We start from the raw sequence: 20,001 nt of genomic DNA, 5'->3' as shown, positions 1-20,001 counted from the left end.
CTCAGCCCAGCAACCGCGGCACGCCTTGCACCGCGAGCGCCCCGATGATCCCTTGCACCGTCACGCAATGCCACATCAGCCCGGTGTTGTCGAGGGTCGCACGGGCCGCGGGCTGCAGCCGGCCCGCCCACGAGCGCACCAGCAGGTAGCCGCCCATCAGCAGCAGCACGGCGATGTGGAAGGCCTGGTAGCCCAGCAGCATGCCGACGGAGGCGCTCCAGCCTTGCGCGCGCGGATCGAGCCCGGCGAGCTGATGGCCGCCGATGTCGAGCGCGGCCGCACCGGCAGCGCAGGCCATGGCCAGCGCTGCGAGCATGCGCAGCCAACGCTGGCCGCGCGGATGCGCCGCATGCAGCTTGCGCGTGGCCAGCGCCATGGCCGCCGAGCCGGCCGCGAGCAGCAGCGCCGCGCCCAGCGGCCAGCGCATGGGCGGCAGCGCGGCGCCAGGCGGCGGGCACACGTCGCTGGCCATCGACAGGTGCACGTGGGTGTACAGCAGCGAGACGAAGATCGTCATGTCCACCGCAATGAGCACGACCATGGCCCACCATGAATGCGAGGCCCGGCCATGCGCACCGACCGGCAGCTGCACGCCATGGCCCGCATCGACTGTGGCCAACGGCGGCGGACGGTCGGAGTCCCACAGCCAGCGCAGGATGCATGCGACCGCGATCACGCCGCAGGCAAACGCAGGCAGCGTCTGTGACACCGTAAGAAGCAGGAAGAAGCCCGCGGTGCCCGCCGCCGCCGCCAGCGGCCACCAGCTGTCGGTCGGCAGGCGCAGCAGGTGCATCGGCCGCGCCTCGCGCGGGCTGGTCACCAGCGTTTCGCGGCCGCCGAACACCGTGCCCGGCAGCCAGTGGCGCCCGGCCTCGACCTCCTGCGGCAGCGCGGGCTGCCGCCACAGCGGATAGCGCGAATCCACTTGCGGAATGCTGCGCACGCCGTATTCGCGCGGCGGCAGCCATTCGAGCGTGCCCGCGCGCCAGGGATTGCCGTGGTCCTGCTGGGGCCGGCGCAGCGTGCGCGCCGCATCCACCATGAAGAGCAGCACGCCGGCTGCCAGCGCGTAGGCGCCGAGGGTCGACAGCATGTTCAGCGCGTTCCAGCCCAGGTCGCCGGCATAGGTGTACACGCGCCGCGGCATGCCGAGCATGCCCGCGATGTGCATCGGGAAGAACGCCAGGTTGAAGCCGCCGAACATGAGCCCGAACACCCAGCGGCCCCAGCGCTCCGAAAGCCGGTGGCCGTTGAAGACCGGCGCCCAGTAGTAGAAGCCCGCGAACACCGGAAACACCATGCCGCCGATCAGCACGTAGTGCAGGTGCGCGACGATGAAGTAGCTGTCGTGCGCCTGCCAGTCGAAAGGCAGCACCGCCACCATCACGCCGGTGAGGCCGCCCAGCACGAAGATGAAGTGAAAGCCCAGCAGGAACAGCGTGGGTGCATCGAGCACGACGCGGCCGCGCCAGAAGGTGGCGATCCACGCGAACACCTGCACGCCGCTCGGCAGGGCGACGATGAAGCTCGCGGCCGACACCACCAGCAGCGAGAGGTTGCCCAGGCCGGCGGTGAACATGTGGTGCACCCACAGCGCGAAGCTCACCGCGCCCACGCCGATGAGCGCCAGCACCACCGCGCGGTGGCCCACCAGCGGCGTGCCCGCGAGCGCGGCCACCATCATCGACACCATGCCGGCCGCGGGCAGGAAGATGATGTAGACCTCCGGGTGGCCGAAGAACCAGAACAGGTGCTGCCACAGCAGCGGATCGCCGCCGCGCGCGGGAATGAAGAAGGGCCAGTCGAACGCGCGCTCCAGCTCCAGCAGCATGGTGGCCGCGATCACGGCGGGGAACGCAATGACGATCATCAGCGCGGTGACCAGCATGGCCCAGGCGAAGATCGGCATGCGCATCAGCCTCATGCCGGGCGCGCGCGTGAACAGGATGCCGACGATCAGCTCGATGGCGCCCGCAATGGCCGAGATCTCGATGAACCCGATGCCCAGCAGCCACCAGTCGGCGCCGCGCCCGGGCGAGAACTCCTTGCCGCTGAGCGGCGGATACATGAACCAGCCGCCGTCCGGCGATACGCCGAAGAACAGCGTGCAGAAGAAGGCGATGCCGCCGATGGCATAGGCCCAGAACGCGTAGGCGGAGAGCATCGGAAAGGGCAGGTCGCGCGCGCCCAGCATGCTCGGCAGCAGGTAGATGGCCACGGCCTCGACGATGGGCACCGCGAACAGGAACATCATCACGGTGCCGTGCATCGTGAAGAGCTGGTTGTAGGTGGCGGCATCGATCAGGCGGTTGTCGGGCACCGCGAGCTGCGTGCGCATCATCAGCGCGAGGATGCCGGCCAGCACGAAGAAGAGCATGGCCGTGGCGATGTAGAACACGCCGATGCGCGTGTTGTTCACCGCCGAGAGATGCCGCCAGCCGGTGGGCGGGCGCCACGCGCGCTCGAGCGCCTCGCGCTCGCCCGCGGGGCGCGGCGGTGGGCTGGAAGGGGCTTCGTCGAGAACTTGCGTCATTTCAGTTGCGCGAGCCAGGCCGCGATGGATTGCAGGTCGGCCTCGCCGATGCGCCCGCCGGAAGACGGCATGCGTGCGCCCGGTTTCAGCTGCTGCGTGTGGGCCACCCATGCAGCGAGCTGTGCGGGCTCGTTCGCCACGGTGCCGGCGCCCAGGTGCAGCCGGCTGCCCACGTGGGTGAGGTCGGGCCCGAGGCGGCTTTCCTCGCTCACGCCGCGCACCGTGTGGCAGGCGTTGCACCGGTGCGCGAGGAAGGCTTCGCGGCCGCGTTCGATCTCGCGCGGCGGCGCCGTTGTCGAAGCGGCCGCCGGCCTGGCCTGCGCCGCGAGCCATGCGTCGAAGGCCGCGGGTTCCTCCGCCACCACGTGCAGCGCCATGCGCGCATGCTGCTCGCCGCAGTATTCGGCGCACTGTCCGCGCCAGACGCCGGGCCGGTCGGCCTGCAGCTGCAGGTGCTGCACGCGGCCGGGCAGCATGTCCATCTTGCCGCCGAGCGAGGGCACCCAGAAGCTGTGGATCACGTCGGCGCTGCCAAGGCCGAAATAGATCGGGCGGCCGACCGGGATGCGGATCTCGTTCGCCGTGACCACCTCGGCGCCGGTGGCGGGGTCGCGGTAGCGCACCTCCCACCACCACATGTGGCCCGTGACGCCGACGATCAGCGCACCGGGCGGTGGAATGGGCCGCCACGGCGGCCGGTGGAATTCGCTGTAGACGAAGAGCGCCGAAAGCACCACCGTCGGAAAGACAAGCCCGCCGCCGAGCAGCCACCAGCGCGTGTTCACCTTGCCGCCGCCCCGCCGGCGAATGGCGAAGGCCAGCAGCAGCATGACGCCGGCGAAGATCAACGCACCGCCCACCACCAGCACGGCGCTCACTTCGAGCAGCGTTTGCGCGACGGGCCCGGCAGCCCGCAGGGCGGATTGGGGCAGGCCCGTGCTCGTGGCGTTCATCGTTCGAGCGCGAGCAGGTAGGTCGCCATGTCGCGCGCATCCTCGGGCGAGACGCCCATGGCCGGCATGGTGGTGCCCGGCACCACCGCGGCCGGCGCGACGATCCACCGCACCAGAGCGTCGCGGCCGTTCGGCACCTGGCCGGCGATGTAGCTGCGGCGGCCGAAGGCGGCGAGCGTGGGGCCGGTGCGGCCGCGCGCCGCCTGCACATCGGGAATGGCGTGGCAGCTTCCGCATTGGTACTGGGCCAGCAGCAGCCTTCCGCGTTCGCGCTGTGCGGGCGGTGCCTGGCCGAAGGCGGGGCCGTCTTCTTCTTGCGGTGTGCATCCGCCCGCGAGCATCGCCAGCACCAGCAGGGCGAGCGGGCACACAGCGCGACGTGACGGGGCGGCCACCATGGCGCGATTCTGCGGATCGGAATGCGGCTTGCGCCGACACGGCGGCGCTGGTGCGCGTCGGACAATGCCGCCAATTGAATGCCGCCGATGGGTGCACCCAAGATCGTCCTGCTCACTCTCGCTGCGCTCGGCCTCGCGGGCGTGGCGGCGGGCGCGCTGGTGGTGTATGGCGGCCTCTACGACGTGGCGGCCACGAAGCAGCATTTCCAGCCGGTCTATACGCTGCTGGAAACCGCCATGCACCAGTCGGTGAAGATGCGTGCCCGCAGCATCGAGGCGCCGCAGCTCGACGACGAACGGCTGGTGATGCGCGGTGCGGCCTGCTTCAGGGACAAGTGCGTGCAATGCCATGGCGCGCCGGGCGTTGCGCAGGGCGACATCGGAAAGAGCATGCAGCCGTTGCCCGGACCGCTGGTGGATGCGCGGCACCACTGGAAGCCGCGCGAACTTTACTGGCTGACCAGGCACGGCATCCGGATGAGCGGCATGCCGGCCTGGGAGTTCAGGCTGTCCGAGGAAGACCTGTGGTCGGTGGTGGCGTTCATGGCGCGCCTGCCCGACCTCACGCCGCAGCAATATGCGGAAGCGACGCGCGTGGAGGCCACCGGGGCGCGGGGCGTGCCGGCACGGCCGGCATGCGGGCCGGCAGCCGGCGCGGCGCCGGTCCAGGCGGGCGATGCGGAGCGCGGGGCGCGCGCGCTGTCCCAGTACGCATGCAGCGCCTGCCACACGATTCCGGGCATCACGGGCTCGTCTCCGAACGTGGGGCCTCCGCTCGCGGGCATCGGCGGCCGTTCGCTGATCGCGGGAAAGCTGGCCAACACGCCGGACAACATGGTGCGCTGGCTGCGCCATACGCACGAGGTCGATCCGCTCACGGCCATGCCGGAAATGGGAGTGGCCGAGCAGGACGCGCGCGACATCGCCGCCTACCTTGCGGCGCTGCGATGAACGGAAGCGCTTCTAGAATTTGGCTGCGGTGCGTTCGCCGTCGACCGTGGCGATGCGCAGGCGGGCCCGCTCGTGCTTGATGACGAGCTTGGCGCAATGCTCCTGCATGGAAGGATCCGTGGGTTGCTGCTCGCTGCAGTCCACGAGAAGCTGCGACTCGGCGAAGTCGAGGCCATGAAGAACCTCCTGCCCATGCGAATTGATGGCCAGGAGGTTGTCCGCCGACAAATGGGCGCGCAGGGCTTCGGAAATGGCGAGCGTCTGCAAGGGCTTCACCGCTTCTCGGGTCCGGTGCCGGGGTTGTCCGCCATTACTTCTTCATTGCCTTGATGTCGGCCTTGCCCTTGGCCTCGGTGGCCTTGGCTTCCTTCACGCAGGCATTCTTGGCGTCGCCCTTCTGGTCGTCGCACTTTTCCTTGGCAATGCTGTAGGCGACTTCCACCTTGGCTTCGGCGACCTTGCGGGCATTGCTGTCGCTGGGCTTCTGCTTCTGCTCGAGTTCGGCCTTGGCAATCTTTTCCTTGCCCTTGGCTTCTTCCATGCAGACGTCCTTGGCGTTGTCCTTCATGGCATCGCAGGCCGCCTTGTCGGCCTTGTAGTCGGCCGAGATCTTGTCGCGCGCGGCCTTGTATTCGGCCATGGCCGGATCGGTGGCCGCCGACGGAGGCGGGTTCACTTGCGCGTGGACCTGGACCATTGCCAGGCAGGAAGCTGCGGTGCACATCAATAACAGTTTCTTCATGGTTGGGCTCCTTGACGCCGGTGGTTTTTCTTGCAGGGGGGAATCCGGCGTCCGAAGTCAATATAGAAGTCGGCAGCGGTGCAGCGGTAGGACGCCTTGCGAAGCGGTCGTAAGCACATGCTGACGCTTTCCCGTGCGAGCGGCGGTGCGTCGGCAGCGCCCCCGGCCGGCGTGGGCGCACGTCCTACCGGCGCGGCAGGCGCGGCGCGCACACTGGCCGAAGCGGACTGAAAGGAGATCGCCATGCAAGAAAAAATGCTTCACACGTTGTTCGCTTCCGCGGCGCTGTGGGCGGCAGTGCTTGCAGCGGGCGCGCAAACCTCGCCGCCGCTTCCGGCCGAGATCGATCCGGCCATCGTCGAATACGGCGCCGCGCGGGAGCGGATCGGCGCCAACCTGAAGGCCGCGCTGGAACAGTGCGAGAAGCAGGTCGAGCCTGCCAGGGCGGTCTGCATCAAGGAGGCCCAGGGGCGGCAGAAGATCGCGCTGGCCGAGCTCGACCATCAGCGCAGTCCCAGCGACGCCAATGCCCGCAGGCTCGCCGAGACGAGGGTGGCGGTGAACTACGACATTGCCAGGGAGAAGTGCAACGAGCGGCAGGGCGGCGACAAGGCCGCCTGCCTGTCGCGCGCCAGCGAGGAAGAATCGAAGGCCAGGGCGGTCGTCAAGACCGGGCAATAGCAGCCAACAGGCTCACGCCGTCACGCTGGCCCAGTATTCCCGCATGGTGGCCTTGATGGTTCGCATCGCCTCGGGGTCGCCCTGCCAGAGGGCCGAGAGATACGCCTTGGCCTGGGCGAGCGAAACGTCGGGCGGAAGGGGCGGCACGGCGGAGTCGGTGACCATTTCCAGCAGCATCGGCCGGTCGGCCGCAAAGGCGGCGTCCCATGCCGGCCCGATGGCTTCGGGTGCGTCGACGCGCAGGGCTGCGAGGCCGAGCATTTCGGCAAAGCGCGCATACGGAAAGTCGGGCAGCTCCTGCGAAGCATTGAACTTCGGATCCCCGCCAAGCACGCGCTGCTCCCAGCTCACGAGGTTGAGGTCGCGGTTGTTGAGCACCATGACCACGAGGCGCGGATCGGCCCAGTCGCGCCACATGCGCGCCAGAGTGATGAGGGCATTCAGGCCGTTCATCTGCATGGCGCCATCGCCGAGCATCGCGACCACCGGCCGGTCGGGATGAACCAGCTTGGCCGCAATCGCATAGGGAAGGGCCGGGCCCATGGTGGCCAGGCCGCCGGACAGGCTCGCCTTCATGCCGCGGCGCAGTTTGATGTCGCGGGCATACCAGTTGGCGGCCGTACCGCTGTCGCAGGTGAGCACCGTTTCTTCGGGCAGGCGCGAAGACAGCTCCCAGAACACGCGCTGCGGATTGACCGGCGACGCCTCGACGTGGGCGCGCGCCTCGAGCACGCGCCACCACCGCGCCACTTCGGCCTCGATGCCGTGGCGCCAGGGGCCGTGTTCCTTGTGGTCGAGCAGCGGCAGCAGGGCGGCGAGCGTGGCGCGGCTGTCGCCGACCAGGCCCAGCTCCGTGGGGTAGCGCAGCCCGACGGCGCGGGGGTCGGTGTCGATCTGGACGCAGCGGGCCTGCCCCTCGGGCGGCAGGAATTCGGCGTAGGGGAACGACGAGCCCACCATCAGCAGGGTGTCGCAGTCCTCCATCATGCGCGAGCTTGGCCGTGTGCCGAGCACGCCGATGGCGCCGGTCACGAAGGGAAGATCGTCGGGCACCGCCGCCTTGCCGAGCAGGGCCTTGGCAATGCCGGCCCCGAGCCGCTCGGCCAGGTGGATCAGCTCGTCGGTGGCGTGCAGGGCGCCCGCGCCGGCCAGGATGGCGACCTTGCTGCCCGCATTGATGATGTCTGCCGCCTGCCCCAGCGCCGCCGCATTCGGCACCGCGGCGCTGGCCGTGCGGCCGATGCCGCTGTGCACCGTGCCGTGCTCGCGCGGCGGTACCGGCACCGCGGGCAGCTCCTGCACATCGTTGGGAATGATCACGCAGGTGACGGCGCGGCGGTCGCGCGCGATACGCATCGCGCGATCGATCAGGTGGCGCACCTGCTCCGCGCTGGTGGCCATCTGCACGAACTCGTGCGCCACGTCCTTGAACAGCGAGATCAGGTCCACCTCCTGCTGGTAGTCGCCTCCGAGCGCGCTGCGCTGCTGCTGGCCGACGATCGCCACCACGGGCTGGCGGTCGAGCTTCGCGTCGTAGAGGCCATTCAGCAGATGGATCGCTCCGGGGCCTGAAGTGGCGAGGCAGACGCCCACCTCGCCGGAGAACTTGGCGTGCGCACAGGCCATGAAGGCGGCAAGCTCCTCATGGCGGCTTTGTATGAACCCGATGGCGCCATTGGCCCTGTCGAGCGCGCCCATCAGGCCGTTGATGCCGTCGCCGGGGTAGCCGTAGACGCGCCGCACGCCCCAGTCGTACAGGCGCTGGACCACGAAATCGCTGACTGTCTTTTTCATCGGGGCTCCAATTCCATTTGCCGGACGCCGCCGGCGTTGATCTGGCAGTCGGACAGCTTCCCCTTCGGCGGTGAAGGCGGGTGTCGTGCAATCGGCCCCAGGCACCGTCGGCGCAATCCCACAGCCGCCGTCGCGCCGCCATGCTGCGCTGCGCGGGGCCAGACTGCTCCCACGCACAAGCCCTGTGTCTTCCGACCCGCGGCGGGCACGAAACGCGCAGCATGAAACGCTTCTTCACCCTCCAGGAGAGATCAAATGCCAAGAGGCGACAAGTCGTCCTATACGGACAAGCAGAAACGCAAGGCCGAGCACATCGAGGAAGGCTATGAGCACCGCGGTGTGGGCAAGGGCGAAGCCGAAAAGCGCGCCTGGGCCACGGTCAATGCCGAAACCGGCGGCGGCAAGAAGAGGGGCAGCGGCCGCGGCAAGGCAGAGAACCATGGGCCGTCGCGCACCGGCGGCCACAAGGGCGGTGCCGCGGCGGCATCCCGCACGGCCGCCGAGCGCTCGGCATCGGCCAGGAAGGGCGCCGCCACCCGCAAGCGCAACGCCGAGCGGCGCAGCGGTTGAACCCATCACCCAAGAGAACATGCAATGACACGCGTATCCGAACTGATGACCCGCGGCGTGCGCACCCTGTCGCCGTCCGACACGGTGGCACTGGCCGCCCAGGCCATGGACGAGCTGGACATCGGCGCCATTCCCGTGTGCGATGGCCAGCGGCTGCTGGGCATGGTGACCGACCGCGACATCGTGCTTCGCGTGGTCGCGCAGACGCGCCCGCTGGACACTGCGCTGTCCGAGGTGATGTCGAAGGACGTCAAGTGGTGCAGCGAAAGCGACAACGTCGAAACCGTGATGGATGAGATGGCCGGCTACCAGGTGCGGCGCATGCCGGTGGTGGACCGCGGCCGCAGGCTGGTGGGCATGCTCTCGCTGGGCGACACCGCCGCGAAGGGCGACATCGGCAAGGCCGGCGACACGCTCAACATCATCTCGCAGCCGGCCGAGCCCGACCGCTCGGGGCAGTCCGCTGCAAGCGGGCCCAGCGGCGGAGGCTCCTCGTAGCCCGGGACGGTGCAGGTTTCGTTCGCTTACGGCGTGTGCACGAAGCACAGCTTGTGCCCTTCCGGGTCCAGGCAGTAGGCGGCATAGAAGTCTTCGGCATAGCGCGGCCGCAGGCCGGGCGCGCCGACGTCCGTGGCGCCATGGGCCAGGGCGCTTTTCCATGCGGCATCGACGGTCTCGCGCGAGGCAGCCAGAAAGCTCACCTGCGAGCCATTGGCGGTATTCGGTGGGGCGCCGTTGACCGGATGATTGATCACGAACTGCGGCCAGCGCGCGCCCGGATGCCGCCACAGCACGCCCGCCGGCCCCAGGCGCGCGAGATCGGTGAAGCGCACCATGCCGAAGTGGCGCAGCACCTCGTCGTAGAAGGCGGCCATGCGGGGAAGGTCTTGCACGCCGATCTGGATGTGCGCATACATGGTTGTCCTCCAGCGGGGTCAGTGCTTCGCAGGCAGGCGGATGCGCGGCCCGGGCGTGGTGGAGACCCGCAGCGCTTCCTCCGCCTGGCGCAGGAAGCGCTGGTTGCGTGCGGTCGTCTGCGATGCGACGCAGTCGCGCGGAACAATGGCCTCGAGGTCGCGCATGCCCGCGTCGGCCGCGGTGGCCCAGATGCACTGGTCGCTCGCCACGCCGGTCACGATCAGCCGCCTGGCCTTCAGGTAGGCGAGCAGCAATTCGAGCGGCGTCGCAAAGAAGGCGGACTGCTTGGGCTTGAGCACGAAGTAGTCCGTTTCCTCGGGCAGGAGCGCCGAGGTGATCTCGGCGCCCGCGCCGCCCGCGGCCAGCGACAGTTCCACCAGCCTGGGAAAGTCCGAGCGCCAGCGTCCGCGGTTGTCGTTGACGTAGATGGCAGGTACCCCGGCGCGCGTGCAGCGCGCCTTCAGCGCCGCAATGCGCCCGGCAATGGCGTGCGCGCCGGGCAACAGCTTTTCGGCATCGGGAAAGTCCCAGCAGCTGATCATGTCGATGATCAGGAGGGCCGTGTGGCCGGCGGCGGGAACGGGTGCGAGGGCGGGGGGCCGGGAACGGGAAGGCGCCATGAACCGGGATTTCTGTGAGCGGAAGCTCCACCATTCCCAATGCCCGCCGCCGCGGCCGTAGGAAAGCCGCGCATGATGGCGGCGAAAGCGGCCGCCGCGCACGTCGGCCAGCGCCGGGCCGCTTACTCGGCGTTCGGCACGCCGTACGCCGCGCGCATCTCGTCGAGCCGTGCCTGCGCGACCTCGAAGCACTCGGCCAGCTGCTGCGGCGTGGCCGGTGGGTAGCCGGCCGGCGGCTGCAGTGCATTGCCCAGCCGTTCCCAGGATGCCTCCCAGGCCAGCTTGGCGAGCGCGCGGGACTCCGGGGTCGAGGGAGCGGGCATGGTCGTCCTTGGTTGTGACGCAACCGAGTATGCGCCCGCGAGGGGATGGATGGTTTTGGGGGCACCGCGTAGGAGGCCTCTTTCAGAACGACGCGCGTTATCCCGCCCCGCGCGGCCGAAAGCTGTCCGACCATCGGCGCGAGGACAACGCCTGCTGCAAGCCTGCTGCAAAGAAGCCAAAAAACTAGGCGCATGCGGGAAGGCCTTCTGTAGGAACCGGACTCATCGAGATGCGCGGATAGCCCCCGTGCACCCAGCCAACCGTTCACAAGGAGTTCTCCCGATGAACAATCCCGCTTTCACACGGTCTTTCGCCATCGTCACCGGCGCTTCCTCCGGCATCGGCCTGGAGGGGCGCCGCTAGCACCGGGGCGCATGCCATGGACACCCTTTTCGGCTCGGGAATGGCCCTCGTGGACACGGTCCTCAAGAGCACCGGCGGCAGCGTCGTGGTCTGGAGCGCGGATCCGCAGGCCTACGGCAGCGATCACGAACGGGCCACGCGCAGCAATTTCGCGCAGCGGCTCGCGGCGCTGAAGCAGTTCCGCTTCGCAGGCGAATACGACGCCTCGCGCGCGCACGAGAACACGCCGCTGTACTTCGTGCCGAGCGACACCATCTCCAGTACGCAGCTTGCGCGCTCGCTCGGCATCTCGACGCTGCACGACCTGTTCGGCGGCGTGGTTCCGCATCCCTTCGTCGCCACCAAGGCCATCACGCACCCGCTGGCGGGCAGGGCGGCCGCCTGCCCCGAGGGGTGGGAGCCGGCCTTTGCCAGCACCGTGTCGCATGCGGTGCTCGGCGGCTTTTCCGCGTTTTCTCTCGAAGACGCGCGATGGGCCGGGCGCCATCTGCTGGAAAGCGGCGCGGTGCGCGTCAAGCCGGTGTGCGCCACGGGCGGCCGGGGCCAGGCCATGGCCACCGATGCCGTTGCCCTGGACCACTGCCTCGCGGCCATGGACGAAAGCGAGATCGCGCTCCATGGCGTGGTGCTGGAAGAGAACCTCGCGAGCCCGGAGACCTACAGCGTCGGGCAGGTGCTGGTCGACCAGATGATCGTGAGCTACTACGGCCGCCAGCGGATGACGCGCGACAACGCCGGCCAGAACGTCTACGGCGGCTCCGACCTGACGCTCGTGCGCGGCAACTTCGATGCGCTGCTTGCCATGACCAGCCCGCCGCCGGCGCTTTGCCTGGCCATCGACCAGGCGCGGCGCTACCACCATGCGGTGATCGCCTGCTACCCGGGTTTCTTTGCCTCCCGCGTGAATTACGACGTGGCGCAGGGCCTGGGCGCGGACGGCGCCTGGCGCTCGGGCGTGCTCGAGCAGTCGTGGCGCGTCGGCGGCGCCACCGGGGCCGAAATGGTCGCGCTCGAATGCTTCTGGCGCGATCCCGCGCTCGAGCGCGTGCGCATCTCCTGCTTCGAGGCGTATGGTGAGACGGTGGCGATCCCGGCCGACGCAACGGTGCACTACCGCGGCGTCGACTCGCAGATCGGACCGCTCGCCAAATACGCATTGTTCCAGCCCTATGACAGCGACACGACATAACTTCATAGACATATCCGTAGACGGCCAGCACATTGCCGGAACGCTGGTCGCCGCCTCCACGATGGTGCCCGGCGTTCTCCTGGTCCATGGCTGGGATGGCAGCCAGGAGCAGTACATCGCGCGTGCGCACGAGATTGCCGCGCTCGGCTGCGTCTGCCTCACCTTCGACCTGCGCGGCCATGCGCGCCATGCCTCGCTGCGCCAGGAGGTCACGCGCGAGGACAACCTGCGCGACGTGCTCGCCGCCTACGACACGCTCATCAGCCACCCGACCGTCGACCCGCAGGCCATCGCCATCGTCGGCAGCAGCTACGGCGGCTACCTGGCGGCGATGGTCAGCACCATGCGGCCGGTGCGCTGGCTCGCGCTGCGGGCTCCGGCGCTCTACCGCGACCGCGAGTGGCTCGCGCCCAAGGGCCAGCTGAGCAGGCCCGATCTCGTGGCCTACCGCCGCACGCTGGTCGGCCCGCGCGACAACCGGGCGCTCGCGGCCTGCGAGGCATTCACGGGCGATGTGCTGATCGTGGAGTCGGAGCACGACCAGATCGTGCCGCACCCGGTCATCGAGAACTACCTGGGCGCCTTCAAGCGCGTGCGCTCCGCGACCTACCGGGTCATTTCCGGTGCCGACCATGCCTTGTCGAAGCAGGCGCACCGCCAGGCCTATGGACAACTCCTCGTCTCCTGGATGACGGAAATGACACTGGGTGCCCGGGCGACCGGCACCATGACGCGGCCCGTCTCGGTGAGTCCCGCATAGACAGGTTCCTTATGAAGACCATGACCGAAAGACAACTGTCCACGCTGCGAATCGGCCTGATCGCCGGAACCCTCGCAAGCATCGCCTCCACCGCCGGGCTGATGCTGTGCGGCCGCCGCGAGGCCGGCAGCATGGTGGCACCGACCAATGCCACCAGCCACTGGCTCTGGGGCGACCAGGCTTTCGAGGTGTACCGGCCCACGCTGAAGCACACCGGGCTGGGCTATGCCACGCACCATGCGAGCGCCATCTTCTGGGCGCTGATCTATGCCTGGCTGCACGCCAGCCGGCATCCCGCGCAGTCGGCTCCCGCAGCGCTCACTAGCGCCGGCGCCGCGACCGCGCTGGCCTGTGCGGTGGACTACACCATCACCCCGCGCCGGCTCACGCCGGGCTTCGAGCACCATCTGTCCAAACGCTCGATGGGCCTGGTCTACGGCCTCTTTGCCGTGGGGCTGGCGGCCGGATGCCTGCTGGCCCAGCGCCGGGGCGCACGCGAGTAGTGCGCTGTGCTACGCGCACACAGGGAGCTTTCCTACGCCGCGGCGCCGGCAGCCCTTTCATCGTTCGGCTTCCATCAACCACACCGGAGCCCACGATGCCCAACTCCACCAAGCGCGCAGCACCCGATGCATGCAGCCTTCTCGATTCGGATCACCGCAACGTCAAGAAGATGTTCAAGGAGTACGAGGAACTGACCCATTCGCGCGCCGCCGGTGCGCAGCAGAAGAAGCGCGAGCTCGCCAAACAGATCTGTACCGAGCTGACCGTCCATGCCCAGATCGAGGAAGAAATCTTCTACCCGGCCGTGCGCGAGGCCATCAGCGAAACCGATCTTCTCGACGAAGCCGAGGTCGAGCACGCCAGCGCCAAGGAACTGATCGCGCAGATCGAAGCCGCCACCGAGGTGGACGACAAGTTCGACGCCAAGGTGATCGTGCTGGGCGAATACATCGACCACCACGTGAAGGAAGAGCGCAACGAGATCTTCGTCAAGGCACGCGCGGCCCGGGGGCTCGACCTGGTCGCCATGCGCGAACAGCTCGCCGCGCGCAAGGAAGAGCTCATGGAAGAGCTCACCGCAGCCGCCTGACTGCACACAACCCGCGACGCACCAAGCCAGCGACGGCCCAGTCCAGCGCACCCGTGGAACCGGCTCCGCCGGGCCACCGGGTGCGCCCCCCAGTGGGGGGAGGCGCCGAAGGCGCTTCGGGGGCGTCTTATTCTAGAGATCACCATGACAAACATCGTCTCCCGGCTCTTTCCCACGGCGACCCACATGATTCGCCTGGACCACACGCACGTGCTTTCCACCTTCCACCAGTACAAGGCCAGCGCGCCGGCCCGCGTGAAGAAGGGGCTGGCCAACACCATCTGCACCACGCTCGAGATCCATGCGCAGCTCGAGGAAGAAATCTTCTATCCCGAGATGCGCAAAGTCTGCGAGGACGACGAACGCATCACCAAGGCGCTCGAGGAGCATTCCGAGATGCGCCGCCTCATCGGCCTGCTGCGCGCCATGGAGCCGGAAGCGCGCGACTACGACGACACCCTGTCGGCGCTGATGCGCGACGTGATGCACCACGTGGCCGACGAGGAAACCATTCTCCTGCCCGCGGCCGAGAAGCTGCTGGCCGACCGGCTCGGCGAACTGGGTGCGCAGATGACCAAGCGCCGGCTGCAGCTGGCCGGGCCGCGCACCGGCGAGATCGCGCTCGACATGGGCCGCGCAGCATCCGGCAACACGGCCGCCATTGCCGTGGTCGGGCTGGCCGCGGCCGGGCTGCTGCTCGCGCGGCGTTCCGGCCATCTGCGCCGGCACCACGCGCGCGCCTGAACACGAGTGCCCGAGTGCAAGGTGGCGCGCGAGCAAGCACCGCGCTGAACCGCGCCGCCGTTCCCCCTTTTTCTCATCGAACGGAGTTTTCATGCCGCCTTCCAAAACGCCTCCTGATTCCGGCAGCGCCGCCACCAGCGCATCGGCGGCGGCCCGCAACACCGACAGCGGCGCCGCCAACCTGCCCGGTGGCCCGCCGTCCGACCCGCCTTCGCAGAAGGCCGCGCATGCGCAGGCGCTGGCGGCCGCGATGCCCTTCAATGCGAACAAGCCACTGGAGCACGGGCATGACAACGCGCTGCGTCCACAGGCCGGGCAGACAGTCCAGCCGCTGTCGTCCGCGGCAACGGCCAGCACCCTGTCGGAAGAAATCGACTCGGAAAAGACCGGCGGCATGGCCATGCCGGGCCTGAATGCCACCATCGAATCGCTCGACCGGGTGCGCGTCGACTCGGGCGGCCAGCGGCTCACCACCAACCAGGGCGTGCCCATTGCGGACAACCAGAACTCGCTGAAGGCCGGCCTGCGCGGCCCCGCGCTGCTGGAAGACTTCATCCTGCGCGAGAAGATCACGCACTTCGACCATGAGCGCATTCCCGAGCGCATCGTGCATGCGCGCGGCTCCGGCGCCCATGGCTACTTCGAATGCTACGAAGGCATCCCGCAGTTCACCAAGGCGGCGCCGCTGCGCGAAGGCGGAAAGATCACGCCGGTGTTCGTGCGCTTTTCCACCGTGGCCGGCGAGCGCGGCTCCAAGGACACCGCACGCGACGTGCGCGGCTTTGCTGTCAAGTTCTACACCGACGAAGGCAACTGGGACCTGGTGGGCAACAACATGCCCGTGTTCTTCATCCAGGACGCGATGAAGTTTCCCGACCTCGTCCACGCCGTGAAGCCCGAGCCGCATCACCAGATGCCGCAGGCCGCGAGCGCGCACGACACCTTCTGGGACTTCGTCGGGCTCATGCCCGAGTCGACGCACATGCTGATGTGGCAGATGTCCGACCGCGCCATCCCGCGCAGCTTCCGCATGATGCAGGGCTTTGGCGTGCACACCTTCCGGCTTGTGAACGAGGCCGGCGATTCGGTGTTCTGCAAATTCCACTGGTCGCCCGTGCTCGGAACCCATTCGCTGGTGTGGGACGAGGCCGTGAAGATATCCGGCGCCGACCCCGACTTTCATCGCCGCGACCTGTGGGAAGCCATCGAGGCCGGGGAGTTTCCGGAGTGGGAGCTCGGCCTGCAGATCTTCACCGAGGAAGAGGCCGATGCCTTCAGCTTCGACGTGCTCGACGCCACCAAGATCGTGCCGGAGGAACTGGTGCCGCTCACGCCGGTCGGGCGCCTGGTGCTCAACCGCAATCCCGACAATTTCTTTGCCGAGACCGAGCAGGTGGCCTTCTGCGCCGCGCACGTGGTGCCGGGCATCGATTTCACCAACGACCCGCTGCTGGCCGGGCGCATCCATTCGTATGTCGACACGCAGATCACGCGGCTGGGCGGCCCCAACTTTCATGAGTTGCCGATCAACGCGCCGGTCGCGCAGGTGCACAACAACCAGCGCGACGGCATGCATCGCCAGGCCATCCACCGCGGCCGCGCGGCCTACGAGCCCAACTCGCTGGGTGGCGGCTGCCCGTTCCAGGCCGGGGCCTCGGCGGGCTTCATGACATTTCCGCAGCGCGTGGAGCAGGACAAGGTGCGCGGCAAGCCCGAGAAGTTTGCCGACCACTACACCCAGGCCACGCTCTTCTTCGAAAGCCAGACGCCCACCGAGCAGGCCCACATCGCGGCGGCGTTCCGCTTCGAGCTCTCGAAGTGCACCGTGCCTGCCGTGCGGGAACGCGTGGTGGCGAGCCTCGTCAATGCGTCGCCGCTGCTGGCGCAGCAGGTAGCCGACGGCCTGGGCATGCCCCTGCCGCCCGCGCTGCCCAGGGCGCTCCCGCAGCCTGCAAAGCCGGAGGTGACGCGCTCGCACGCACTGTCGCTGACGGCGCGGCCCGGCGATGGTTCCGTGCGCACGCGCAAGGTGGCGTTGCTGGTGGCGGACGGCGTGCAGGGCGAGCAGATCGCGGCCCTCCAGGCGGCGCTGCTGGCCGAGGGCGCCGTGGGCCGCCTGGTGGGCCCGCGCATCGGGCCGTTCCGCACGGCAGAGGGCGAGACGATGGAAGCCGACGCCTCGCTGGAAAACGAACCCGGTTTCCTGTTCGATGCGCTCGTGCTGCCCGATGGCCCGGAAGGCGTGGAGCTTCTTTCCGCCAATGCCCATACCGAGCAGTTCATCAAGGACCAGTTCCAGCACGGCAAGACGATTCTCGCGCTTGGCGCGTCGGCAACGCTGCTGGCCGAAGCGAAGGTTCCCGAGACCCTGCCATCGGGCGATAGGGATCCTGGCGTGCTGCGCGGCGCGGCGGAGAATCTCGAATCCACCATCGAGGCCTTCGTGACAGCGCTCGCGAAGCACCGGCATCCGGCGCGTGAAATCGGCGCGCTGGTCGCGGACGACACCTGAACCACAGCAGGCCTTCGGCACCTTTCTAGAGGAAGTCCCGCAGCCGGTAGTACATCATCCCCAGCACCAGCGCGGGCGTGCGCAGCAAGGTGCCGCCCGGAAAGGCGTGGTGCCCGATGCGCGCAAAAAGGTCGAAGCGCTCGGCCTGGCCCGCAATGGCCTCGGCCGCCAGCTTGCCCGCCATGCCCGTGAGCGCCAGGCCATGGCCTGAGAAGCCCTGCAGGTAGTAGATGTTGGTTCCGATGCGCCCGAAGTCCGGCGCCTTGTTCATGGTGATGTCGACGAAGCCGCCCCATGCGTGGTCGATGCCCAGGTCCGAGAGCTGCGGAAACACACCGAGGAGGCTCTTGCGAATCTTGTCGATGAGGTTGCGCGGCGTCCTCGCGCTGTAGCTGTCGCCCGAGCCGAACAGCAGCCGATGGTCAGCGCTCAGGCGGAAGTAGTCGAGCACGAAGTTCGTGTCCGACGCGGCCGGCCGGCCGCGCATGAGCGCTTCCGCGCGCGCCGGCTCCATCGGTTCGGTCGCGATCATGTAGGTGCCCACGGGCATGATGCGCGACGACACCTCGGGCGCCACGTCGTCCCCGTATTCGGCCAGGTAGACGTTGCCCGCCAGCACGACAAAGCTGCACCGCACCTCGCCCTGCGCGGTCTTGACCACCGGCCGCGCGCCGCGCTCGATCACCTGCACCGCCGAGTTCTCGTGCAGCTGCGCGCCGGCCGCACGTGCCGCGGACGCCAGTCCCAGCGAATACTTCAGCGGATGCAGATGGCCCGAGCGTGCGTCGAAGGCGCCGGCATCGAAGCGCTGGCTGTCCACCCATTGCGCGACTTCGCCGGGGCCCAGCCACTGCAGCGGATAGCCATGGACGCGGCCCACGTGGTCCATCCATTCGCGAAGCGCGCGCGACTTCGCGGGCTTGACCGACAGGTTCAGGTAGCCGGCCTGCCAGTCGCAGTCGATCGCGTGGCTTGCGATGCGGTCCTGCAGCAGCTCCAGCCCCTCGACGGAAATGTTCCAGGCGCGGCGCGCGTCTTCGGACGAGAACTGCTTTTCGATGGCCGCTTCGCCGTCCGATCCGAAGCCGACGATCACCTGCCCGCCATTGCGTCCCGAGGCGCCCCAGCCCACGCGCTGCGCCTCGAGCAGCACCACCGCATAGCCGCGCGAAGCGAGCTCGAGCGCGGCCGACAGCCCCGCGAGCCCGCCGCCCACCACGCAGACATCGGCAGTGGCAATGCCTTCGAGCGGACGCGCCGCCTCGAAGCGTGCCGCCCGCTGCACGCTGGCTTCGTAGTAGGAGTTCTCGACGACGCCGAGTTCTTTGCGCAGCAGCAATCAGGCCACCCGGAAGTTGAGGAACTGCCAGGGGTCGTCTTCGTCCTTCTCCTCATGGAAGAGCGGGCTGCGGTCTTTCAGCGGCGTCCAGTCGCCGTACACCCCCACCACCTCGCCGAGGTAGGGCATGGCGGCTTCCAGCACCACGCGGTGATCGATGTCGTCCGGCTCCACCAGGCCAGCATCGGGATTGCGCAGCGCCCACGACATCCCGCCCAGGATGCCGGCCACCACCTGCAGGCTGGTGGCGCTGTTGGCGGGCGCCAGTTCGCGCGCCCGCTCGATGGTGAGGCGCGATCCATACCAGTAGGCCCCCTTGGAATTTCCCATCAGCAGCACGCCGAGTTCGTCCATGCCTTCGGCGATCTCGTCGCGCACGATCCTCTGGCGATGCTGCAACCGCCAGTTCTTTCCCGCCACCTCGTGCAGCGAGAGCACGGCGTCGTCGCAGGGATGGTAGGCGTAGTGCACCGTGGGGCGGTACACCACCTCGCCGTCCTTGCGCAGCGTCAGGTGGTCGGCAATGGATATCGATTCGGCGTGCGTCACCAGGAAGCCGTGGTACGGGCCCTCCAGCGGCGTCCAGCTGCGCACCCGCGTGCCGATGCCCGGGCGCCCCAGGTAGATGGCCGCATCGCTGCCGAAACCATGCCGCGCGGCGTCGGCCGGCCAGTGCCGCTCGTGCGTTCCCCATCCCAGTTCGGCGGGCTGCAGGCCCTCGTCGACGAAGCCCTGCACCGACCAGGTGTTGACGAATTCGTCGCGCTGCTTGCGCTGCGTTGCCACCTGGGTGTCGCGTTCGGCGATGTGGACGACTTTGATGCCAAGCTGCTGCGCGAGCGCGGCCCAGTCCTCGTAGCTCGCGGGCATGGATTCGAGCTGCGCGTGCGTGTCGGCAGCGATGTTCAGCAATGCCTGCTTGAGCAGGGCCGACACCAGCCCCGGATTGGCGCCTTGCGTGATCACCGCCGTGGGCCCGCTGCGCTTGTCGAGGCGGTAGGCCAGCAGCTCCTCGCGCAGGCTGTAGTTCGAGCGGCGCGAAGGGGGCAGTCCGGGGTTGTCGTAGCGGCCGCACCAGGGTTCGTTGCAGGTGTCCAGATAGAGCGCGCCGCGTTCGCGGCAGAGCTTGATGAGCGCCAGGCTCGAAACGTCGACCGACAGGTTGACCATGAAGTCGCCCTTGTCCAGCAGGGGCTCGAGCACGGCGGCGAAGTTGCCTTCCTCCAGCCGGGCGGAGATGACTTCCACGCCCAGTTCCCGGGCCAGGCCGCTGCGGTCTTCGCCGGCCTTCACGATCTTGACGTTGGCCGCCTTCAACCCGAAGTGGCGCAACAGCAAGGGCAGCAGCGCCTGGCCGATGGAGCCGAAGCCGATCATCGTGAGCCTGCCGTCGAAGCGAGCCAGCAATTCATTCTTCTTGGTCATCCATCACCTCGCTGAGTGGCGCCGGAGGGCCGGCCTTTTCGGGTCCCTCGCAAAAAATGTGGCGTGCCCCGGCCGGCGGATGCGTCAGCTTG

At 68.5% G+C, this 20,001-nt stretch carries 21 protein-coding genes; 10 read left to right on the top strand and 11 right to left on the bottom strand.

The window, feature by feature from the left end:
* Position 1: 1 nt before the first annotated feature.
* From QFZ47_RS28645 to QFZ47_RS28635, 3 genes are read right to left on the bottom strand one after another with little or no spacing between them, the layout of a single operon-like run.
* Positions 2-2,533, bottom strand: a complete 2,532-nt coding sequence (locus QFZ47_RS28645) for a cbb3-type cytochrome c oxidase subunit I (protein WP_307658842.1) — start codon at positions 2,531-2,533, stop codon at positions 2-4.
* On the bottom strand, positions 2,530-3,486 hold the full coding sequence (locus QFZ47_RS28640; protein WP_307658841.1) for a cytochrome c oxidase subunit II: 957 nt from the start codon (positions 3,484-3,486) through the stop codon (positions 2,530-2,532). The genes QFZ47_RS28645 and QFZ47_RS28640 overlap by 4 nt, the downstream gene beginning before the upstream one ends.
* Positions 3,483-3,884, bottom strand: a complete 402-nt coding sequence (locus tag QFZ47_RS28635; RefSeq protein ID WP_307658840.1) for a c-type cytochrome — start codon at positions 3,882-3,884, stop codon at positions 3,483-3,485. The genes QFZ47_RS28640 and QFZ47_RS28635 overlap by 4 nt, the downstream gene beginning before the upstream one ends.
* A gap of 87 nt (positions 3,885-3,971) precedes the next feature.
* Here QFZ47_RS28635 and QFZ47_RS28630 point away from each other — a divergent pair, with 87 nt between their 5' ends.
* On the top strand, positions 3,972-4,835 hold the full coding sequence (locus tag QFZ47_RS28630; RefSeq protein WP_307658839.1) for a c-type cytochrome: 864 nt from the start codon (positions 3,972-3,974) through the stop codon (positions 4,833-4,835).
* A gap of 12 nt (positions 4,836-4,847) precedes the next feature.
* On the opposite strand, the gene QFZ47_RS28625 is transcribed toward QFZ47_RS28630, so the two are convergent.
* Positions 4,848-5,111: a hypothetical protein gene (locus QFZ47_RS28625; protein WP_307658838.1), complete on the bottom strand. Its 264-nt coding sequence runs from the start codon at positions 5,109-5,111 to the stop codon at positions 4,848-4,850.
* Positions 5,112-5,145: 34 nt separating this feature from the next.
* A complete protein-coding gene (locus QFZ47_RS28620) occupies positions 5,146-5,577 on the bottom strand; it encodes a hypothetical protein (protein ID WP_307658837.1) in 432 nt (143 codons plus the stop codon).
* Between the two features lie 243 nt (positions 5,578-5,820).
* Here QFZ47_RS28620 and QFZ47_RS28615 point away from each other — a divergent pair, with 243 nt between their 5' ends.
* Entirely contained in the window at positions 5,821-6,258 is a 438-nt protein-coding gene (locus tag QFZ47_RS28615) for a hypothetical protein (protein WP_307658836.1), read from the top strand.
* Positions 6,259-6,270: 12 nt separating this feature from the next.
* Here the strand turns inward: QFZ47_RS28615 and QFZ47_RS28610 are convergent, their stop codons facing one another.
* Positions 6,271-8,052, bottom strand: a complete 1,782-nt coding sequence (locus QFZ47_RS28610; protein WP_307658835.1) for a thiamine pyrophosphate-requiring protein — start codon at positions 8,050-8,052, stop codon at positions 6,271-6,273.
* Positions 8,053-8,307: 255 nt separating this feature from the next.
* Here QFZ47_RS28610 and QFZ47_RS28605 point away from each other — a divergent pair, with 255 nt between their 5' ends.
* Positions 8,308-8,622 carry a plasmid stabilization protein gene (locus QFZ47_RS28605; protein ID WP_307658834.1) on the top strand — a complete coding sequence of 105 codons (315 nt, stop codon included), beginning with the start codon at positions 8,308-8,310 and terminating at the stop codon, positions 8,620-8,622.
* 24 nt (positions 8,623-8,646) lie between these two features.
* Complete coding sequence (locus tag QFZ47_RS28600) at positions 8,647-9,120, top strand: CBS domain-containing protein (protein WP_307658833.1); 474 nt, start codon at positions 8,647-8,649, stop codon at positions 9,118-9,120.
* 26 nt (positions 9,121-9,146) lie between these two features.
* Here the strand turns inward: QFZ47_RS28600 and QFZ47_RS28595 are convergent, their stop codons facing one another.
* From QFZ47_RS28595 to QFZ47_RS28585, 3 genes are all read right to left on the bottom strand, one after another.
* Positions 9,147-9,539 carry a VOC family protein gene (locus QFZ47_RS28595; RefSeq protein WP_307658832.1) on the bottom strand — a complete coding sequence of 131 codons (393 nt, stop codon included), beginning with the start codon at positions 9,537-9,539 and terminating at the stop codon, positions 9,147-9,149.
* 18 nt (positions 9,540-9,557) lie between these two features.
* Positions 9,558-10,160 (bottom strand): cysteine hydrolase family protein, encoded by a 603-nt coding sequence (locus QFZ47_RS28590; protein ID WP_307658831.1) that lies wholly within the window; start codon positions 10,158-10,160, stop codon positions 9,558-9,560.
* Positions 10,161-10,282: 122 nt separating this feature from the next.
* Entirely contained in the window at positions 10,283-10,483 is a 201-nt protein-coding gene (locus QFZ47_RS28585) for a hypothetical protein (RefSeq protein WP_307658830.1), read from the bottom strand.
* A gap of 380 nt (positions 10,484-10,863) precedes the next feature.
* Here QFZ47_RS28585 and QFZ47_RS28580 point away from each other — a divergent pair, with 380 nt between their 5' ends.
* The 6 genes from QFZ47_RS28580 to QFZ47_RS28555 all read left to right on the top strand — a co-directional run bounded on the left by QFZ47_RS28580 (position 10,864) and on the right by QFZ47_RS28555 (position 17,145).
* Positions 10,864-12,036 carry a DUF3182 family protein gene (locus QFZ47_RS28580; protein WP_307658829.1) on the top strand — a complete coding sequence of 391 codons (1,173 nt, stop codon included), beginning with the start codon at positions 10,864-10,866 and terminating at the stop codon, positions 12,034-12,036.
* Complete coding sequence (locus QFZ47_RS28575) at positions 12,017-12,796, top strand: alpha/beta hydrolase family protein (protein ID WP_307658828.1); 780 nt, start codon at positions 12,017-12,019, stop codon at positions 12,794-12,796. The genes QFZ47_RS28580 and QFZ47_RS28575 overlap by 20 nt, the downstream gene beginning before the upstream one ends.
* Before the next feature lie 20 nt (positions 12,797-12,816).
* On the top strand, positions 12,817-13,299 hold the full coding sequence (locus tag QFZ47_RS28570; RefSeq protein ID WP_307658827.1) for a hypothetical protein: 483 nt from the start codon (positions 12,817-12,819) through the stop codon (positions 13,297-13,299).
* A gap of 95 nt (positions 13,300-13,394) precedes the next feature.
* The gene (locus QFZ47_RS28565; protein WP_307658826.1) at positions 13,395-13,889 is read left to right on the top strand and encodes a hemerythrin domain-containing protein; all 495 of its coding nucleotides are present in this window, start codon (positions 13,395-13,397) and stop codon (positions 13,887-13,889) included.
* A 144-nt stretch (positions 13,890-14,033) separates the two neighbouring features.
* A complete protein-coding gene (locus QFZ47_RS28560) occupies positions 14,034-14,633 on the top strand; it encodes a hemerythrin domain-containing protein (protein ID WP_307658825.1) in 600 nt (199 codons plus the stop codon).
* A 91-nt stretch (positions 14,634-14,724) separates the two neighbouring features.
* Positions 14,725-17,145: a catalase gene (locus QFZ47_RS28555; RefSeq protein ID WP_307658824.1), complete on the top strand. Its 2,421-nt coding sequence runs from the start codon at positions 14,725-14,727 to the stop codon at positions 17,143-17,145.
* Between the two features lie 25 nt (positions 17,146-17,170).
* On the opposite strand, the gene QFZ47_RS28550 is transcribed toward QFZ47_RS28555, so the two are convergent.
* Both QFZ47_RS28550 and QFZ47_RS28545 read right to left on the bottom strand, forming a co-directional pair.
* Positions 17,171-18,484 carry an NAD(P)/FAD-dependent oxidoreductase gene (locus tag QFZ47_RS28550; RefSeq protein WP_307658823.1) on the bottom strand — a complete coding sequence of 438 codons (1,314 nt, stop codon included), beginning with the start codon at positions 18,482-18,484 and terminating at the stop codon, positions 17,171-17,173.
* Positions 18,485-19,909 (bottom strand): homospermidine synthase, encoded by a 1,425-nt coding sequence (locus QFZ47_RS28545; protein WP_307658822.1) that lies wholly within the window; start codon positions 19,907-19,909, stop codon positions 18,485-18,487.
* Between the last annotated feature and the right edge of the window lie 92 nt (positions 19,910-20,001).

It is taken from the genome of Variovorax paradoxus (genome assembly GCF_030815975.1).
In the GTDB taxonomy this organism is placed as follows: Bacteria; Pseudomonadota; Gammaproteobacteria; order Burkholderiales; family Burkholderiaceae_C; genus Variovorax; species Variovorax paradoxus_N.
The sequence above is the reverse complement of the archived record's forward strand: the minus strand, read 5'-3'. Positions and strand labels throughout refer to the sequence as shown.

What these genes read in the sequence shown, in the direction of transcription:
- QFZ47_RS28645 (WP_307658842.1), bottom strand. Translation starts at nt 2,533, where the DNA reads ATGACGCAAGTTCTCGACGAAGCCCCTTCCAGCCCACCGCCGCGCCCC.
- QFZ47_RS28640 (WP_307658841.1), bottom strand. Translation starts at nt 3,486, where the DNA reads ATGAACGCCACGAGCACGGGCCTGCCCCAATCCGCCCTGCGGGCTGCC.
- QFZ47_RS28635 (WP_307658840.1), bottom strand. Translation starts at nt 3,884, where the DNA reads ATGGTGGCCGCCCCGTCACGTCGCGCTGTGTGCCCGCTCGCCCTGCTG.
- QFZ47_RS28630 (WP_307658839.1), top strand. Translation starts at nt 3,972, where the DNA reads ATGGGTGCACCCAAGATCGTCCTGCTCACTCTCGCTGCGCTCGGCCTC.
- QFZ47_RS28620 (WP_307658837.1), bottom strand. Translation starts at nt 5,577, where the DNA reads ATGAAGAAACTGTTATTGATGTGCACCGCAGCTTCCTGCCTGGCAATG.
- QFZ47_RS28615 (WP_307658836.1), top strand. Translation starts at nt 5,821, where the DNA reads ATGCAAGAAAAAATGCTTCACACGTTGTTCGCTTCCGCGGCGCTGTGG.
- QFZ47_RS28610 (WP_307658835.1), bottom strand. Translation starts at nt 8,052, where the DNA reads ATGAAAAAGACAGTCAGCGATTTCGTGGTCCAGCGCCTGTACGACTGG.
- QFZ47_RS28605 (WP_307658834.1), top strand. Translation starts at nt 8,308, where the DNA reads ATGCCAAGAGGCGACAAGTCGTCCTATACGGACAAGCAGAAACGCAAG.
- QFZ47_RS28600 (WP_307658833.1), top strand. Translation starts at nt 8,647, where the DNA reads ATGACACGCGTATCCGAACTGATGACCCGCGGCGTGCGCACCCTGTCG.
- QFZ47_RS28595 (WP_307658832.1), bottom strand. Translation starts at nt 9,539, where the DNA reads ATGTATGCGCACATCCAGATCGGCGTGCAAGACCTTCCCCGCATGGCC.
- QFZ47_RS28590 (WP_307658831.1), bottom strand. Translation starts at nt 10,160, where the DNA reads ATGGCGCCTTCCCGTTCCCGGCCCCCCGCCCTCGCACCCGTTCCCGCC.
- QFZ47_RS28585 (WP_307658830.1), bottom strand. Translation starts at nt 10,483, where the DNA reads ATGCCCGCTCCCTCGACCCCGGAGTCCCGCGCGCTCGCCAAGCTGGCC.
- QFZ47_RS28580 (WP_307658829.1), top strand. Translation starts at nt 10,864, where the DNA reads ATGGACACCCTTTTCGGCTCGGGAATGGCCCTCGTGGACACGGTCCTC.
- QFZ47_RS28575 (WP_307658828.1), top strand. Translation starts at nt 12,017, where the DNA reads ATGACAGCGACACGACATAACTTCATAGACATATCCGTAGACGGCCAG.
- QFZ47_RS28570 (WP_307658827.1), top strand. Translation starts at nt 12,817, where the DNA reads ATGACCGAAAGACAACTGTCCACGCTGCGAATCGGCCTGATCGCCGGA.
- QFZ47_RS28565 (WP_307658826.1), top strand. Translation starts at nt 13,395, where the DNA reads ATGCCCAACTCCACCAAGCGCGCAGCACCCGATGCATGCAGCCTTCTC.
- QFZ47_RS28560 (WP_307658825.1), top strand. Translation starts at nt 14,034, where the DNA reads ATGACAAACATCGTCTCCCGGCTCTTTCCCACGGCGACCCACATGATT.
- QFZ47_RS28555 (WP_307658824.1), top strand. Translation starts at nt 14,725, where the DNA reads ATGCCGCCTTCCAAAACGCCTCCTGATTCCGGCAGCGCCGCCACCAGC.
- QFZ47_RS28545 (WP_307658822.1), bottom strand. Translation starts at nt 19,909, where the DNA reads ATGACCAAGAAGAATGAATTGCTGGCTCGCTTCGACGGCAGGCTCACG.